Here is a 16,121-nt window from a genome sequence, read left to right on the forward strand (position 1 = left end):
CGGCGTAGCTGCGGTCCGCGGTGGCACGTCGCCCGTGCGCTTCCGGGTGGAAGCGCCGGTCATCGAAGAACGCGGGACTGAGAAACAGGAGTATCTCCATGGCATTGACTGCCACCCAGAAGAAGGACATCCTCGCCGAGTACGGGCTGCACGAGACCGACACTGGTTCGCCCGAGGCGCAGGTCGCCCTGCTCACCAAGCGCATCACCGACCTCACCGAGCACCTCAAGGAGCACAAGCACGATCACCACAGCCGTCGTGGTCTGCTGCTGCTGGTCGGCCGTCGTCGCCGCCTGCTCAAGTACGTCGCCAAGGTCGACATCAACCGCTACCGCTCGCTGATCGAGCGTCTCGGTCTGCGCCGCTGAGCGCATCACGATCACTTCTCGGCCGTTCCCGCACCGCGGGGACGGCCGAGCTTGTCTGTCCGCTCGGCCCTCAATGATAGGCTGAACCTCGAACGTTGCCGTGAAAGTCCTGCTGGACGTGACGAACGAGCAGATCGGTCCTCGGTAGTGGCCGCCGGAACGGGTAGATGTACCGCCCGGTTCCGGCCGCTTCGATCGAAGGCCGTCTGCGTATGAAGTCCCGGCGCACATGATCGCTCTGTCGATCTGCAGCCGCCGCGCACGACCGGCATTCCACTCTCACAGCTCGTTCCGGGCCGGACCGACCAGCATTCGCAGTCGGGTCCGCACGTCACGACGTCGTGCCGACGGCCGCGCAGAACATCTGCGTGCAACAGCCGCATCGGGCCCACCGCACAACCGCAGTCGTCAGACCTGACGGCTGACCTGAAGGGACCATTTCACTCACATGACAGATGTGACCACCACCGACGTCGCCGACGATTTCGACGACGCCATCACCGAGGCGACCGCCGTCATCGACAACGGCAGCTTCGGCACCCGCACCATCCGCTTCGAGACCGGCCGCCTCGCCCTGCAGGCCGCAGGGTCGGTGACCGCCTACCTCGACGACGAGAACATGCTGCTCTCGACGACGACGGCCTCCAAGTCACCCAAAGAGCACTTCGACTTCTTCCCGCTCACCGTGGACGTCGAAGAGCGCATGTACGCCGCCGGCCGAATCCCGGGATCGTTCTTCCGCCGTGAGGGCCGCCCGTCCACCGACGCGATCCTCACGTGCCGTTTGATCGACCGGCCGCTGCGTCCGACCTTCGTGGACGGTCTGCGTAACGAGATCCAGGTCGTCGTGACCGTCATGTCGCTCGACCCCAAGGATCTCTACGACGTGGTCGCGATCAACGCGGCCTCTGCGTCCACCCAGCTCGCCGGTCTGCCGTTCTCCGGCCCCGTCGGCGGCGTGCGCGTGGCCCTCATCCCGACCGAGGAGAACAAGGCGGGCCAGTGGGTCGCGTTCCCGACCGTCGAGCAGCTCGAGGGCGCCGTGTTCAACATGGTCGTCGCCGGTCGCATCGTGTCCGGTGAGGGCGACAGCGCTGATGTCGCGATCATGATGGTCGAGGCCGAGGCCACCGAGAACATCCTCGAGCACATCGCCGGTGGCGCGCAGGCACCGACCGAGGCGATCGTCGCCGAGGGCCTCGAGGCCGCCAAGCCGTTCATCGCCCGTCTCTGCGAGGCACAGAAGTCGCTCGCCGAGGCCGCGGCCAAGGAGACCGGCGAGTTCCCGCTGTTTCCGCCGTACGAGTCCGACGCCTACGACGCCGTCGCGGCAGCCGCGACCGAGCGCCTCTCGGAGATCCTCACGATCCCCGGCAAGCAGGAGCGTGACGACAAGACCGACGAGCTCAAGGCCGACATCCTCGCCCAGCTCGGCGAGCAGTTCGAGGGTCGTGAGAAGGAGATCGGCGGCGCGTACCGTTCGCTGACCAAGAAGCTGGTCCGCCAGCGCATCCTGACCGACCACTTCCGTATCGACGGTCGCGGGATCACCGACATCCGGTCGCTCTCGGCCGAGGTCGCCGTGATCCCCCGTGCGCACGGCAGCGCCCTGTTCGAGCGTGGCGAGACCCAGATCCTGGGCGTCACCACGCTGGACATGGTCAAGATGGCCCAGCAGATCGACTCGCTCGGGCCCGAAACGTCGAAGCGCTACATGCATCACTACAACTTCCCGCCGTACTCGACCGGTGAGACCGGCCGGGTCGGGTCGCCGAAGCGGCGCGAGATCGGCCACGGTGCGCTCGCCGAGCGCGCCCTGATGCCGGTGCTGCCCAGCGTCGAGGAGTTCCCGTACGCCATCCGTCAGGTTTCGGAAGCGTTGGGCTCCAACGGGTCCACCTCGATGGGTTCGGTGTGTGCCTCGACCATGTCGCTGCTGAACGCCGGTGTGCCGTTGAAGGCGCCGGTCGCGGGTATCGCGATGGGTCTCGTGTCCGACACCGTCGACGGGGAGACCCGCTACGTGGCCCTGACCGACATCCTCGGCGCCGAAGATGCATTCGGTGACATGGACTTCAAGGTCGCAGGCACGAAGGACTTCGTCACCGCGCTGCAGCTCGACACCAAGCTCGACGGTATCCCGAGCCAGGTGCTCGCCGGTGCGCTCAGCCAGGCCAAGGACGCCCGGCTGACCATCCTGGACGTTATGGCCGAGGCCATCGACGAGCCGGACGAGATGAGCCCGTACGCGCCGCGCATCACCACCATCAAGATCCCGATGGACAAGATCGGTGAGTTGATCGGCCCGAAGGGCAAGACGATCAACGGCATCACCGAGGAGACCGGCGCCAACGTCTCGATCGAGGACGACGGCACCGTGTTCGTCGGTGCCGCCGACGGTCCGTCGGCGCAGGCCGCGATCGACCGGATCAACGCGATCGCCAACCCGCAGCTGCCCAAGGTCGGCGAGCGGTTCCTCGGCACCGTTGTCAAGACCACCGCGTTCGGTGCGTTCGTGTCGCTGCTCCCGGGTCGGGACGGGCTGGTGCACATCTCCAAGCTCGGCAAGGGCAAGCGCATCAACAAGGTCGAGGACGTCGTGAACGTTGGCTCCAAGCTCCGCGTGGAGATCGCCGACATCGACGAGCGCGGCAAGATCAGCCTGGTTCCGGTGGACGACGAGGCCGAGAAGGCCCCCGAGGCAGCCGAAGCCTGAGCAACGCATACTGAGAACCGCCCCCAGCGCGGCGCCACCGGCATCTGCCGGTGACCGCCCGCCGGTGGGCGGTTTTCCGTTTCCGATACGAGGGATGAGGAAGCGCGCGTGACCGATCCGGACAGCCGGCTGCACAGCGAGAAGCTCACCGTCGCGCGGCGACGTGATCTCGTGCGGCCCGAGCGGGCCGTCGTCGACGATCTGATCGTCTCCGAGCCCGTCATGGGCACGCCGTCGATGACCGTGCAGGAGGCCGCCGCGCTGATCACCGAGCGGGGGCAGAACTATCTGTTGGTGCCTCTCGGCGACCGACGCCACGGCCTGGTGACCGACGCCGATCTGCGGGCGCGGGTGGTGGCTCGGGGACGTGATCTCGGTACGGCGGTGGGCGATCTGGTCACCGGCGACTGTCCGACCGTGCCGTCCGGCACCCCGGCGGTCGACGCCCTCACCGAGATCCTCGATCGCGATCAGTCGGTGCTCCCCGTCGTCGATGCGGCGGGCGAAGTGGTCGGTGTGGTGGCCGCCGCCGACTTCGTGGCTGCTCCGTCCGGATCGGGAATGGCGTTGCGCGGTCAGGTCTCCCGCGCCGCGACCGTCGCGGTACTGCAGGAACGTGCCCGGCGGATACCGCAGGTGATGGCGGACCTGCTGCGCCGCGGCGAACCGGCGCACGAGATCGGTACGGTCGTGTCGCTGATCAACGATGCGGTGGTCCGCCGAGCACTGGAACTGGTGCTCGCCGAGCACGACGAACTGAATCCCGATGCGCTGACGTGGCTTTCGCTGGGGAGCAACGCTCGTCGAGAGCCCGTCCTGACGTCGGATGTCGACTCCGCGGTGTCCTTCGACGACGCGGTGGCCGACGAGGAGATCGCCGACTACCGGGGAGCGTTCGCCGAGGTCGACGATGTCCTTCGCGGCGCCGGGATGACGATCGACGCCAACGGTGCGATCGCATCGATGCCACTGTTCGCTCGCACCCACACGCAGTGGCGGACAGCGGCCCGCCGCTGGCTCGCTGAACCGCTCGAGAACAAGGGCATGATCTTCACCTCGCTGCTGCTCGACGGGCGGCCGATCTGGGGCGATCCGGGGTTGTCTGCGGTGGCCGAGGTCTTCGGCGATCTGCGGTCGCACCCGGCGACGTTGTCGCTGTTGTTGCAGGAAGCGCTGGCCGATCGAGCGCGGCTGCGTTCGTTCCGGGACGTGATGTCAGGTCGCGGCGGCACCTTCGACATCAAGCAGCACGCGGTGACGCCGCTGGTGAACATCGCCCGATGGGCGGCACTGAGCGTGGAGTCGACTGTGCTCGAGACCAGGTCCCGGCTGACGGCTGCGGCCGGCAGTCCCATGCTGCCCGAAGATCATTCGGCGACCCTGGTCGAGGTCTTCGATGTGCTGCAGCGGATTCGACTGACCTACCAGGTGGCGCAATTCGACAGGGGGGAGAAGTGCACGGATCTGCTGGAGATGAAGCGATTGTCGCCACTGGATCGCAGCCTCGTCGCGCAGGCGGTGCGTGAGATCGCCGGCGTCCAGCGCCGCATGGGCAACCTGAGTCACTATCTACCGATCACCGAACAGTCGAGGTGATCGGGATGTGCCTCATCTTGTTCGCCTGGAACGTACATCCCGACCTTCCGCTCGTGGTGGCCGCCAACCGTGACGAGTTCCATCGTCGCCGGACGACGGCGCTGTCGAGATGGGACGATCTTCCCGTCATCGGCGGACGCGACAATCTCGCCGGCGGCACCTGGATGGGTGTGAACGCGCAGAACCCGCAGCGGGTCGCGATGGTCACCAACGTGCGTGACGGACAGCTGACGGCGGAGGTATGGCCGCGGTCGCGCGGTGCACTACCGGTCGAATTCCTCACCGGCACCGACGATCCGGGTTCGTTCGCCCGAGGGCTCCGTGACGATGCCGGGCAGTTCGCCCCGGTGAACCTGCTCGTGGGGGACGGTCGAGAGCTGTGGTGGACCACCAACTGGCCGACGCCCTGCGCCGAGCGCGTCCCCGACGGCGTGCACGGACTGTCGAACGGTGCGCTCGACAGTCCCTGGCCCAAGGTGACCGACGGCGCCGATGCCTTGCGTGTGGTCGTCGACGACGACGAGCCAGGAGGATCGGTCGAGCCCTATCTCGACCTGCTCGCGCTGCGTGACCGGCCCGCCGACGATCGCTTGCCGGACACGGGCGTCGGGGTCGATCGGGAGCGTGACCTGTCGCCGAGATTCATCGACCTTCCCGGCTACGGAACCCGTGCGTCCACGGTGCTGCGGATCGGGCGCGACGGCCACGGTGACATCACCGAGCGACGATTCACCTATCGCGGGCGCCGCCGCGGGACGTCGACGGTCCGATTCTGAGGGTCGCCAGGCACCGCGCGGACAGGGCGGCCGAGCGGTGGTGCGCTCGGACCGCACCACCCACTCAGAACGGCCGTGTCTGCACCGGGATGTCCAGGGCTGCACCGACTTCGGGAGCGAACAGGACTCCGCCGTCTGTCGACAGCCCGGCCGCCAGGCTCGCGTCTTCCCGGCACGCCTGCTGCCAGCCGCGATCGGCGAGACGCAGCACGTAGGGCAGTGTGGCACCGGTCAGTGCGAGCGTGGACGTCCGTGCGACGGTGCCCGGCATGTTGGCGACACAGTAGAAGACGGTGTCGTGCACCGCGAACGTCGGGTCGTCATGCGTGGTGGGACGGCTGTCCTCGAAGCATCCGCCCTGGTCGATCGCGATGTCGACGAGCACGGCGCCCGGCTTCATCTGCGCGACGAGGCTGTTGGACACCAGGACCGGGGCCTTGGCGCCGGGCACGAGGACCGCACCGATGACGAGGTCCGCAGCGCGGACGGCTGCCGACAGTGCGAGCGCGGTGCTGTGCCGGGTGTGCACCCGGCCACCGAAACGGGCGTCGATGGCCCGGAGTTTGGTGATGTCGATGTCGAACACCGTCACCTGTGCGCCCATGCCGACCGCGATCGTGGCTGCGTTGATGCCACTGACGCCGCCGCCGATGACGACGACGTCCGCGGGCTCGGTGCCCGGTACGCCGCCCATCAGCACGCCACGTCCGCCTGCCGAGCGCATCAGGTGATAGGCGCCGACCTGGGGTGCCAGCCGGCCCGCGACCTCGCTCATCGGTGCGAGCAGGGGCAGGGAGCCGTCGGTGGCCTGAACGGTCTCGTAGGCGATCGAGGTGGTCTTGGACGCGAGCAGTGCTTCCGTGCAGGCGCGACTCGCGGCGAGGTGTAGGTAGGTGAACACCGTCTGTCCCTCGCGGAGCAGGGGGTACTCGGCCTCGATCGGTTCCTTCACCTTGAGCAGCAGGTCGGCCTGCTCCCAGACGTGCTCGGCGGTGGAGAGGATCTGCGCGCCGGCTTCCTTGTAGTCGTTGTCGTGGATGGCCGAGCCCTCGCCGGCCCCGGCCTGGACCACGACCTCATGGCCGCGACTGTGGAGTTCGGCGACACCTGCCGGTGTGATCGCCACTCGGTATTCGTTGTTCTTGATCTCGGCGGGGATTCCGACGCGCATTGATGCCTCCTGGAGACGGGTGGGGCGGGGCACTCGCGACGATGCGTGGTGTAACCACCAGGGTGAAGGAACATCGAAGTGTTGACAATATATGTGCTGATAATTCTGCCGAAGTGCTAGATTCTGATTATTCGTCGAGGATCGGAGGTTGGGACGTGGCGATACCGAAGGATGTTCGGGGAATGGAGCGCGGGCTCGACGACACCGATCGGACACTGTTGCGTCTGTTGCAGACCGACGCGCGGATGCCCAACAGCGACCTCGCCGTACGGGCCGGGATCGCCCCGTCGACCTGTCATGGACGGGTGCGACGGCTGGTGGAATCGGGGGTGGTCCGAGGATTCTTCGCCGACGTCGATCCGGCTGCCGTCGGTCGTCCGCTACGAGCGATGGTGGCGGTCAGTCTGCAGGCCGAGGCACGCGGCGAGATCAGGCGTTTCGTCGGGGACATCGAGCGCCAGGACGCCGTCATCGACGTCTTCTTCCTGGCCGGCGCCGACGATTACCTGCTGCATGTCGCCACCGCGGACACCGAGGCGCTGCGACAGTTCGTGGAGATGCTGAACTCACGACCCGAGGTGGCGGGCACCACCACGTCGCTGGTGTTCGAGCATCGTCGGGGTGGTGCGCCGATCTTCTGAGGAACGCCGCTGAATAGAATCGACGACGAGTCATGCGTTGCAGGGCGCTCGCCCGCTGCGCTCCCGAGGTGAACGAAGGGACTTCTCACGACATGTCAGGCGAAATCCGCGTAGGTGTTCTCGGCAGTTCCGGCAAAGTGGGGCAGGCGATCGTCGCAGCGGTCGAAGCTGCCGACGACCTGACGTTCAGCGTGGGTGTCGACAAGGGCGATCCGCTCGAGCGGTTCACCGAGTCCGACACCTCCGTCGTGGTCGACTTCACCCACCCGAGCGTGGTGATGGACAACCTGAAGTTCTTGATCGACAACGGTATTCACGCGGTGGTCGGCACCACCGGATTCACCGAGGAACGCCTGGAGCAGGTGCGCTCGTGGCTGGCCGAGAAGCCCGGCGTCGGGGTGTTGATCGCGCCGAACTTCGCGATCGGAGCGGTGCTGTCGATGCGTTTCGCCGCGCAGGCGGCGCGGTTCTTCGATTCGGTCGAGGTCATCGAACTGCATCACCCGCACAAGGCCGACGCGCCCTCGGGTACGGCCTACCGGACGGCCAAGCTGATCGGGGAGGCCCGCGCCGCCGCCGGTGTGGCACCGAGCCCGGACGCGACGACCGAGGAGCTCGACGGCGCCCGCGGCGCGGTGGTCGAGGACGTGCGGGTCCATTCGGTCCGCCTGGCCGGTCTCGTCGCGCATCAAGAGGTGATCCTGGGGACGCAGGGGGAGACGCTCACCATCCGCCACGATTCTCTCGACCGCACGTCGTTCGCACCGGGTGTGCTGTTGGGTGTCCGCGAGATCGGTGGACGCCCCGGACTCACCGTCGGGCTCGAACAACTGATGGACCTGTAGAGCATGGCGAAGGACCCGACCACGCGCGATGCCCGACCGATCGTCTGGATGATCGGGTTCCTCGTCGTCGCCATGATCGTGTACTTCGGCATCCTCGGTTGGCGGGCGTTCGACCTGATCGGGTCGGGCACCGTTGCGGGGATCGGGGTGGGCATCGGGGTGCTCATCCTGCCGTTCATCGGTGCGTGGTTGATCTTCGCGACCTTGCGCGCGGGCCTCGAGCATCAGCGTCTGGCGCGGATCATGGCCGAGGAGGGTCGTGAGTTGGACGTGTCGTCGTTGCCGCGACGTGCCTCGGGACGCATCGAGCGGGATGCAGCCGACGCATTGTTCGCAGAGGTGAAGACCGAATGGGAAGCGGACCCGCACAACTGGCGCAACACCTATCGGATTGCCCGCGCCTACGACTACGCAGGTGACCGTAGCCGTGCCCGACAGATGATGAAACGCGCTGTGGCGCAGTATCACGGGCGCGAGTCATGAGCACCCTGCTGATCGTTCACCACACGCCCTCCCCCTTCTGCCAGGAGATGTTCGAGGCGGTGATCGCGGGTGCCACCGACCCGGAGATCGAGGGGGTCGACGTGGTGCGCCGGGCAGCGCTCAACGTGTCGCCCGCCGACATGCTGGGCGCCGACGGCTACCTGCTCGGATCGCCCGCCAACCTCGGATACATCAGTGGCGCACTCAAGCACGCCTTCGATGTCTGCTATTACCCGATTCTGGATTCGACCAAGGGACGACCCTTCGGGCTGTACCTGCATGGCAACCAGGGGACCGAGGGTGCCGAGAAGGCGGTCGACACCATCACCACGGGGCTCGGCTGGGTGAAGTCCGCGGACTACGTCACCGTGTCCGGGAAGCCGTCGAAAGACGACATCGAGAAATGCTGGGAGCTGGGTGCGACAGTCGCTGCGCAGCTGATGGGCTGACGCGGGCTACCGTGGGGCATGGCACGCCCTTCCTTGTTGTCGATCCTCGAACAGCGCTGGAGTCCGCGCGAATTCGATCTGAGTCACACCCTCGACGAGGACGAGATCTCGGTGTTGCTCGAGGCGGCCCGATGGGCGCCGTCGGCGGGCAACTCTCAACCGTGGGCCTTTCACGCCGTCGGTCGCCGAGCATCGGGTTGGGACCAGATCGTCGAGTGTCTGGCGGCGAGCTCTCGGACGTGGGCGTCGACGGCGGCGCTTCTGGTGGTGAACATCTGCCACAGTCGGGTGGAGGGGACCGACTGGGAGTACAGCGAGTTCGCCGGCTACGACCTCGGTCAAGCCGTGGCGCACATGACGATTCAGGCTCAATCGATGGGTCTGTCGTGCCGGCAGTTCCGCGCCTTCGACCTCGACGGGCTCACCGATCTGCTCGAGGTCCCCGATCATTGGACGATCATGAGTATGACGGCGATCGGCCGTGCCGCCGCCGACGCACGACGCGGACCCGGCGCAGACGTGCGGGATCCGAGTGTGACGTGGCCGCGAGAGTGACGTGGATTCGGTGGTCGAGCGAGCGCGTCAATCGTGTCGGTGGGGTGAGTTAGTTTGTTTTCAGCACAGTGATTGAGTGACGACGGTGTGTGAGACAGGGCCTTTCGGGTCGGATGACGAGTGGTGCGGGTTTTCTCGCGAGCACTGTGTGCATTGTCGGTTCGAGTGTTGTAAAGGTCGTTCGTCGTGTCGTCGTTGCTGGGTTCGCCCTCATCGTGGCCTGGGTTGCCGCTCGGGTTCCTCGGTGATGTCGATCCGGTGTACCCGGATGAGGCCGAGATGAACGACCTCCTGTGCGGGATGACCGAGCTCGGGCGCGGTAAGTCGTTTCTGGCGTGGGCCGAATACCAGTCTGTAGCAGTGCTGTTCGATCGGCTGATCGCGGCGCGTGAGTCGTCGGACGGGTTGATCGTGGATGGGTTCGCCGACTGTGCGGCCCGGATTGCGCGGACGCAGGCAATCAGCCAGCATGCCGCCGAGTGTTTGCTGAACGAGGCGATCGCGTTGCGAGATCGGTTACCGGAAGTGTTCGCCTGTTTGCGCGACGGGATCATTTCCCCGAAGCAGGCGCTATTGGTCATCTCACGGACCGACCTGCTCGACGGGTTGTCGGCGGCAGTCGACGTAGATGCCGAGATCGCAATGTTGTTGCGGTCGCGGCGGGGGTCGTGGTCGCGGAAGCGGTTGCGCGACATGTGTGATCGCATCGTGTTCCGCCACGACCCCGATGCCGTCCGCGAACGCCGCCAGGTCGCGCTCGATGAGCGTGGGGTATGGACCGACCCACGCGATGACGGCACCGCAACGATCACCGGCCTGATGGCAGCCGAAAACGTGCGCATCGCCGCCGCCGCGGTGACCGCGCTGGCCGATGCCGTGTGTGAGCGTGATGGTCGCACGAAAGCTCAGCGCGCGTCGGATGCGATGTTCGCACTGTTGTCGGGCACCACCTTCGAGTGTCTGTGCCGACACGATGAGTGCACCGCGCAGATCCCGGAGCCGGGCACGATCCCGCCGGTCGACACCACGGCGGTCATCCATGTCGTGTGTGATGAATCGACTCTGGCGGGTGGGGCTGACCATCCGGCGTACATGGACGGGCACGGCGTCATCTCCGCCGAACACGTGCGCGACATCGCCGCCCGACAGGGCAGCGTGACGAAACCGCTCATCCCGTCGGGTATTCCAGCAAGCGCCGACGATACCTACACCCTCCCGGCGCACCTGCCGTCGAACCCGTATCGCCCCTCCACGGCCCTGGATACTTTCCTGCGTATTCGTGACGGTGTGTGCGTCGAACCCGGTTGTGAGACCTCGGCATGGCGATCGGATGCCGATCACGTCACCGAGTATGACCATGACGATCCGGCACAGGGTGGTCAGACGACTGCGGAGGGCATGAATATCAAGTGCCGGTTCGATCATGGTCGAAAGACGTTCGGCGACTGGCTCGATGACCAATACCGCGACCTGGACGGTCGCCTGCACACCGAGTTCACCACGCCCGAAGGCCTGGTCATCGTGGGTGAGGCCGAAACCAACGAGGACCTGTTCCCGGGCTTACGGCGTATCCGTTTCCAGGCACCCACGCATGCACCACCGCATCGCCCACGAATCCTAGACACCAACCAGCCCACCCGGGTACGCACCCGGGTGGCGAACAAACACGCCCGACGCCGGGCCGAGAGGAGCCGCAACCGTCGACGGCACACCGCCGACGGACCACCACCGTTCTGAGTCGCGCCACTACGGCAGCAATAGCCGGCACCACGCGTCGTGCAGCCAGGAGGTGAATCGCTCGGGTTGCCACTCGCGATCGAAGACGAGCATCGCGTAGTACTCGGAGCTGTTCATGGTCCAGATCACGTCGGCGACTTCGTCGACCCCGAGGTCGGCGCGTAGTTGTCCGCCCGACGCGAGGTCGGCCGCCAGCGCCCGCATGTTGGTCGCGCGGCGCAGGGTGATCTCGTCCCACAGCTCCCGCAGATCCGGGTCGACCGCCGCGGCCTCCCGCAACACCAAGAACAGCGGTGCCAACCGCGACTGGATCGCCGTCACGGCCTCGGCGTAGATGGCCAACTTGCTGCGGACATCGGGTTCGGCCCGCATGCGGACCGCATACTCGCGTTGCGCGCCCGGCACCGGCTCGTCCGTTCCCGACAACGCGAGCTCGATGAGCTCGCGGAAGAGGGCGGGCTTACGACCGACCGTCGCGTACACGGTGTCGGCGACGACGCCGGCACCGCGGGCGATATCGGCGATGGTGGTCGCCGCATACCCGTTGGCCATGAACAACTCCCGGGCCGTCGCCAGGACCCGACTGCGGGTCTGTGCCGCAGCCGCCCGTCGGCGCGTGGAGTCGTACCGCCGGGTCTCCCGTCCGGTGTCGCCGGCGCCGGGTTCGGGGGCGGTGTGCCGACCATTGACCACGTCTGACATCGGGCCTACTCTAACTACACCGATATTGATCCGATAGTACATCGGATGAAAAAGAGGGTGAACGACATGGGATTCTTTGCCTGGACCCAGAACGTCCCGATCACGGCCGAGATCTACGACGAGATCAGCACCCGGATGGGCGATAGCCCGATGCCCGGGCTCGTGGTGCACCTCGCCATCGAGAACCCCGACAAGACGCTGACGTACCTCGACGTCTGGGAGTCGGAGGAGAGGTGTGCGGAGGCCGTGGATCGCGTCGTCCACCCGGCCGTGCGGCCGGTACTCGCAGCACATGGCATCCATCCACCCGGCGAGCCCCCACGCCATCCGGCCACCGTGCTCGACGTGCGCTTCGCCGACGGGACATCGCAACGGCCGTGACGCACGGTTGCCCGGTTCACCGAGGTGCGCCCGTTAGACTCGGGCTCGTGAGCACGGCGATTCGAGACATCACCCCGGCCGGGGACATCCCGACCCCGTACGAGGACCTGCTACGACTCGTCCTCGACACGGGTACGCCCAAGGCCGACCGCACCGGAACCGGTACGCGCAGCCTGTTCGGACATCAGCTGCGCTATGACCTCGCCGACGGTTTCCCGCTGGTCACCACCAAGAAGGTGCACCTGAAGTCGATCGTCTACGAGCTCCTGTGGTTCCTGCGCGGCGACTCCAACGTGCGTTGGCTGCAGGACCGCGGTGTCACCATCTGGGACGAATGGGCGGCAGCAGATGGAGAGCTCGGGCCGGTCTACGGCGTGCAGTGGCGCAGTTGGCCGACGCCGTCGGGTGAACACATCGACCAGATCTCCGCGGCTCTCGACCTGCTCAAGAGCGATCCCGACTCGCGACGCAACATCGTCTCGGCGTGGAACGTCGGGGAGATCCCGCAGATGGCGCTGCCGCCGTGCCACGCCTTCTTCCAGTTCTACGTCGCCGACGGCAAGCTGTCATGCCAGCTCTACCAGCGCAGTGCCGACCTGTTTCTCGGAGTGCCGTTCAACATCGCCTCCTACGCGCTGCTCACCCACATGATGGCCCAGCAGGCGGATCTCGAGGTCGGTGAGTTCGTCTGGACCGGCGGTGACTGTCACATCTACGACAACCACGTCGAGCAGGTCCGCCTGCAGCTCTCGCGTGAACCGTATCCATACCCGACTCTGGAACTGCGCCAACGGGACTCGATCTTCGACTACGAGTACGACGACATCGCGGTGGTCGGCTACCAGTCGCATCCGGGAATCAAGGCGCCGGTGGCGGTGTGAGTGGCCGATGAGGCTGGGGCGATGAGGTTGGGGCGATGACGCAGCGAACGATCACATTGGTCTGGGCGCAAGACCGTGCCGGCGCAATCGGCCGCGACAACGCCATCCCATGGCACGTGCCCGAGGACATGGCGCATTTCCGTGAGGTCACCGCGTCTCATGCGGTGCTGATGGGGCGAAAGACCTGGGAGTCACTGCCCTCGCGGTTCCGTCCGCTACCGGGCAGGCGCAACGTGGTCATCACCCGTTCGGACAGCTTCGAGGCCGATGGGGCAGATGTCGTGCACAGCCTCGCCGAGGCGCTCGACCGGGTCGCCGACCACGAGGTGGTGGTGATGGGCGGTGGTGAGATCTATGCCGCAGCAATGGAATCGGCGACGCATCTGCGACTGACGGAGATCGATGTGCTGGTCGAGGGTGCCGACGCATTCGCACCCGAGGTCGATCCGTATGCGTGGGATACCGCGGTGACGGGGGAGTGGCTCTCGTCGACGACCGGGGTGCGTTATCGGTTCGTCGACTACGTTCGACACACCCGCGGATGACCCGGGCGTCCGTCTCGGCCGCCCAGGCGCGCAGGATCGCGCTGGCCGCACAGGGTTTCACCGACCGAGCCCCTGCGGGCACGCCCACCATGGCGCATCTGCGGCGAGTCGTCGGGCGGACACGACTGGTGCAGATGGATTCGGTCAACATCGCGGTGCGTGCCCACTATCTGCCGATGTTCAGTCGGATCGGCGACTACGACCGGGCACTGCTCGACCGGGCCGCGTGGCGTCCGCGTCGCGGTGACCGTCTGCTGGTCGAGTACTGGGCCCACGAGGCCGCACTGATACCGGTCGAGGATTGGCCGCTCTTCGGTTGGCGCCGAGACGAATTCCGCGACGGCCGATACCGCTTCACCAAAGAGGTCATGCGTCGCAACCGTGACCTTGCGCGCGACGTCCACGCGGTGATCGGTGACGTCGGTGCGTGCACACCGAAACAGATCGAGGAACGGCTGGGCATCGAACGCCCCACAGGCACCCCGGGTGGATGGTGGCATCGCGGTGAGGTCAAACACGTGTGTGAGGCCATGTTCGCCTCTGGTGACCTGTCCGCGGTACGCAACGGCAATTTCGTCCGCCATTACGATCTGACCGAGCGGGTCATCGCACCGGAGATCGTGGCGCGCACGGTCGACAAGACCGAGGCGCACCGCGAATTGATCGCCCGTGCCGGTGCTGCGCTCGGCGTCGCCACCGTCGCCGATCTCGCCGACTACTACCGAACCAAGGCGGTCGACGTGCGGCCCGCGGTCGCCGATCTCGTCGATGCGGGCGAGCTGATCCCGGTCGCCGTCGAGGGATGGACCGATCAGGCATACCTCCACGCGGGAGCGACGACGCCCCGGCAGGTGCGACGGTCGGCGATCCTGTCGCCGTTCGATCCGGTGGTGTTCTACCGTCCGCGGGCGCACCGGCTCTTCGACTTCCACTACCGCATCGAGATCTACGTACCCGAACACAAACGCGTGCACGGCTATTACGTGCACCCCTATCTGATGGGGTCCGATATCGCCGCGCGCGTCGACCTGAAGGCCGACCGGAAGACCGGCGCCCTGCTCGCCCTCGGCGTCTTTCTGGAAGACGGTCGGGAGCGCTCGGTGGTCGCCGATCGGCTGGCGCACGATCTGCGGGCGATGGCCACCTGGCTGGACCTCGATCGGGTCGAGGTGGGACAGCGGGGTGACCTCGCGCCGGCGCTGCGCAAGGCCCTCCGGTGAACGTGGGCGGCGATGCGCGGCTCAGGAAGCCGTGCGTACCACCATTTTTCCGGTGTTCGCACCGCGCATGAGCCCGAGGAAGGCGTCGACCGCATTGTCGATGCCGTCGACGACGGTCTCGTCGTGCACGACCTCGCCGTCGGCGAACCATTGCCCCATCTCCCGATTGAAGGCACCGGCCTGGTCCAGGTAGTGGCCGATGGTGAAGCCCTTCAGGGTCAGGCCGCGAGTGATGATGTTGGCCATGTTGGCCGGGCCCGGGGTCCGCTCGGTGCTGTTGTACTGGGCGATCGCACCGCAGAGCGCTGCGCGACCACCGTCGTTGAACGAATCGAGCGCGGCTTCGAGGTGGTCGCCGCCGACGTTGTCGAAGTAGACGTCGATCCCATCAGGTGCAGCGGCCCGCAGCTGCTTGCGGACCGGTCCGTCCTTGTAGTCGAACGCGGCGTCGTAGCCGTAGCGTTCGGTCAGCAGAGCCACCTTCTCGGGAGTGCCCGCCGATCCGATGACGCGCCCGGCTCCCTTGAGGCGGGCGATCTGGCCTGCCGCGGTGCCGACCGCGCCGGCGGCGCCGGAGATGAAGACCGTGTCACCCGGCTGCATCGCGGCGACCGTCAGCAGGCCGACGTATGCGGTCAGTCCGGTCATCCCCAGCACTCCCAGGTAGACCGACGACGAAACCCCTTGGGGCGGCTCGGGCAGCACCCGGAAACCCGCAGCATCTTCTTGGGTCACGTCACGCCATCCGAACTGATGCGTGACCAGCGCGCCGACCGGGAGTTCGTCGACGGTGCTCTCGAGGACACGCCCCACCGCTCCGCCGGTCATCGTCTCTCCGAGTGCGAGCGGCGGAATGTAGCTGCGGGTGTCGATCATGCGTCCGCGCATGTATGGGTCGACGGAGACGAACTCGTTGGCCACCCGCACCTGGCCGGGTGCCAGGTCGCCGTACTCGACGGTCACGGTGGCGAAATCGTCGGCGGTAGGCCACCCGTGGGGTCGGTTCACGAGCTGGATCTGGGTGCTGGTGACGGTCATGGACAGCTCCTTCGACT

At 66.6% G+C, this 16,121-nt stretch carries 17 protein-coding genes; 14 read left to right on the top strand and 3 right to left on the bottom strand.

Annotation, left to right across the window (positions count from 1 at the left end; all coding sequences use genetic code 11):
- Positions 1–98: 98 nt before the first annotated feature.
- From rpsO to AAFP35_RS09485, 4 genes are all read left to right on the top strand, one after another.
- On the top strand, positions 99–368 hold the full coding sequence (rpsO, locus tag AAFP35_RS09470; protein WP_419221317.1) for a 30S ribosomal protein S15: 270 nt from the start codon (positions 99–101) through the stop codon (positions 366–368).
- Positions 369–816: 448 nt separating this feature from the next.
- A complete protein-coding gene (locus AAFP35_RS09475; protein ID WP_419221318.1) occupies positions 817–3,084 on the top strand; it encodes a polyribonucleotide nucleotidyltransferase in 2,268 nt (755 codons plus the stop codon).
- A 108-nt stretch (positions 3,085–3,192) separates the two neighbouring features.
- On the top strand, positions 3,193–4,680 hold the full coding sequence (locus AAFP35_RS09480) for a putative nucleotidyltransferase substrate binding domain-containing protein (RefSeq protein ID WP_419221319.1): 1,488 nt from the start codon (positions 3,193–3,195) through the stop codon (positions 4,678–4,680).
- A 5-nt stretch (positions 4,681–4,685) separates the two neighbouring features.
- A complete protein-coding gene (locus AAFP35_RS09485) occupies positions 4,686–5,456 on the top strand; it encodes an NRDE family protein (RefSeq protein WP_419221320.1) in 771 nt (256 codons plus the stop codon).
- Positions 5,457–5,520: 64 nt separating this feature from the next.
- Here the strand turns inward: AAFP35_RS09485 and ald are convergent, their stop codons facing one another.
- Positions 5,521–6,627 (bottom strand): alanine dehydrogenase, encoded by a 1,107-nt coding sequence (ald, locus tag AAFP35_RS09490; RefSeq protein ID WP_419221321.1) that lies wholly within the window; start codon positions 6,625–6,627, stop codon positions 5,521–5,523.
- A 182-nt stretch (positions 6,628–6,809) separates the two neighbouring features.
- On the opposite strand from ald, the gene AAFP35_RS09495 reads away from it, so the two are divergent.
- From AAFP35_RS09495 to AAFP35_RS09520, 6 genes are all read left to right on the top strand, one after another.
- Entirely contained in the window at positions 6,810–7,268 is a 459-nt protein-coding gene (locus AAFP35_RS09495; RefSeq protein ID WP_419221559.1) for an Lrp/AsnC family transcriptional regulator, read from the top strand.
- A gap of 92 nt (positions 7,269–7,360) precedes the next feature.
- Positions 7,361–8,113 carry a 4-hydroxy-tetrahydrodipicolinate reductase gene (gene dapB / locus AAFP35_RS09500; protein WP_419221322.1) on the top strand — a complete coding sequence of 251 codons (753 nt, stop codon included), beginning with the start codon at positions 7,361–7,363 and terminating at the stop codon, positions 8,111–8,113.
- 3 nt (positions 8,114–8,116) lie between these two features.
- Entirely contained in the window at positions 8,117–8,596 is a 480-nt protein-coding gene (locus AAFP35_RS09505; protein WP_419221323.1) for a hypothetical protein, read from the top strand.
- A complete protein-coding gene (locus AAFP35_RS09510) occupies positions 8,593–9,045 on the top strand; it encodes a flavodoxin family protein (protein ID WP_419221324.1) in 453 nt (150 codons plus the stop codon). Before AAFP35_RS09505 ends, AAFP35_RS09510 begins: the two co-directional genes overlap by 4 nt.
- Positions 9,046–9,063: 18 nt before the next feature.
- Positions 9,064–9,600, top strand: a complete 537-nt coding sequence (locus AAFP35_RS09515) for a nitroreductase family protein (RefSeq protein ID WP_419221325.1) — start codon at positions 9,064–9,066, stop codon at positions 9,598–9,600.
- 186 nt (positions 9,601–9,786) lie between these two features.
- On the top strand, positions 9,787–11,337 hold the full coding sequence (locus AAFP35_RS09520; protein WP_419221326.1) for a DUF222 domain-containing protein: 1,551 nt from the start codon (positions 9,787–9,789) through the stop codon (positions 11,335–11,337).
- A gap of 9 nt (positions 11,338–11,346) precedes the next feature.
- Here AAFP35_RS09520 and AAFP35_RS09525 read toward each other — a convergent pair whose 3' ends face one another.
- A complete protein-coding gene (locus tag AAFP35_RS09525) occupies positions 11,347–12,039 on the bottom strand; it encodes a TetR/AcrR family transcriptional regulator (RefSeq protein ID WP_419221327.1) in 693 nt (230 codons plus the stop codon).
- Positions 12,040–12,084: 45 nt separating this feature from the next.
- Here AAFP35_RS09525 and AAFP35_RS09530 point away from each other — a divergent pair, with 45 nt between their 5' ends.
- Genes AAFP35_RS09530 through AAFP35_RS09545 form a run of 4 tightly spaced genes read left to right on the top strand, consistent with a single transcriptional unit; the run spans position 12,085 to position 15,066 of the window.
- Complete coding sequence (locus AAFP35_RS09530) at positions 12,085–12,420, top strand: hypothetical protein (RefSeq protein WP_419221328.1); 336 nt, start codon at positions 12,085–12,087, stop codon at positions 12,418–12,420.
- Between the two features lie 47 nt (positions 12,421–12,467).
- On the top strand, positions 12,468–13,301 hold the full coding sequence (locus tag AAFP35_RS09535; protein ID WP_419221329.1) for a thymidylate synthase: 834 nt from the start codon (positions 12,468–12,470) through the stop codon (positions 13,299–13,301).
- Positions 13,302–13,336: 35 nt separating this feature from the next.
- The gene (locus tag AAFP35_RS09540) at positions 13,337–13,846 is read left to right on the top strand and encodes a dihydrofolate reductase (protein ID WP_419221330.1); all 510 of its coding nucleotides are present in this window, start codon (positions 13,337–13,339) and stop codon (positions 13,844–13,846) included.
- Positions 13,843–15,066, top strand: coding sequence for a winged helix-turn-helix domain-containing protein (locus AAFP35_RS09545; RefSeq protein WP_419221331.1), 1,224 nt, complete (start codon positions 13,843–13,845; stop codon positions 15,064–15,066). Before AAFP35_RS09540 ends, AAFP35_RS09545 begins: the two co-directional genes overlap by 4 nt.
- 21 nt (positions 15,067–15,087) lie before the next feature.
- Here AAFP35_RS09545 and AAFP35_RS09550 read toward each other — a convergent pair whose 3' ends face one another.
- The gene (locus AAFP35_RS09550; RefSeq protein WP_419221332.1) at positions 15,088–16,104 is read right to left on the bottom strand and encodes an NADP-dependent oxidoreductase; all 1,017 of its coding nucleotides are present in this window, start codon (positions 16,102–16,104) and stop codon (positions 15,088–15,090) included.
- Positions 16,105–16,121 lie beyond the last annotated feature (17 nt).

This window comes from Gordonia sp. CPCC 206044, assembly GCF_048537895.1.
Lineage (GTDB): Bacteria > Actinomycetota > Actinomycetes > Mycobacteriales > Mycobacteriaceae > Gordonia.

Coding starts and splice junctions, on each gene's coding strand:
- AAFP35_RS09485 (WP_419221320.1), top strand. CDS start 4,686: ATGTGCCTCATCTTGTTCGCCTGGAACGTACATCCCGACCTTCCGCTC.
- AAFP35_RS09515 (WP_419221325.1), top strand. CDS start 9,064: ATGGCACGCCCTTCCTTGTTGTCGATCCTCGAACAGCGCTGGAGTCCG.
- rpsO (WP_419221317.1), top strand. CDS start 99: ATGGCATTGACTGCCACCCAGAAGAAGGACATCCTCGCCGAGTACGGG.
- AAFP35_RS09495 (WP_419221559.1), top strand. CDS start 6,810: ATGGAGCGCGGGCTCGACGACACCGATCGGACACTGTTGCGTCTGTTG.
- ald (WP_419221321.1), bottom strand. CDS start 6,627: ATGCGCGTCGGAATCCCCGCCGAGATCAAGAACAACGAATACCGAGTG.
- AAFP35_RS09525 (WP_419221327.1), bottom strand. CDS start 12,039: ATGTCAGACGTGGTCAATGGTCGGCACACCGCCCCCGAACCCGGCGCC.
- AAFP35_RS09475 (WP_419221318.1), top strand. CDS start 817: ATGACAGATGTGACCACCACCGACGTCGCCGACGATTTCGACGACGCC.
- AAFP35_RS09510 (WP_419221324.1), top strand. CDS start 8,593: ATGAGCACCCTGCTGATCGTTCACCACACGCCCTCCCCCTTCTGCCAG.
- AAFP35_RS09550 (WP_419221332.1), bottom strand. CDS start 16,104: ATGACCGTCACCAGCACCCAGATCCAGCTCGTGAACCGACCCCACGGG.
- AAFP35_RS09540 (WP_419221330.1), top strand. CDS start 13,337: ATGACGCAGCGAACGATCACATTGGTCTGGGCGCAAGACCGTGCCGGC.
- AAFP35_RS09545 (WP_419221331.1), top strand. CDS start 13,843: ATGACCCGGGCGTCCGTCTCGGCCGCCCAGGCGCGCAGGATCGCGCTG.
- dapB (WP_419221322.1), top strand. CDS start 7,361: ATGTCAGGCGAAATCCGCGTAGGTGTTCTCGGCAGTTCCGGCAAAGTG.
- AAFP35_RS09530 (WP_419221328.1), top strand. CDS start 12,085: ATGAAAAAGAGGGTGAACGACATGGGATTCTTTGCCTGGACCCAGAAC.
- AAFP35_RS09505 (WP_419221323.1), top strand. CDS start 8,117: ATGGCGAAGGACCCGACCACGCGCGATGCCCGACCGATCGTCTGGATG.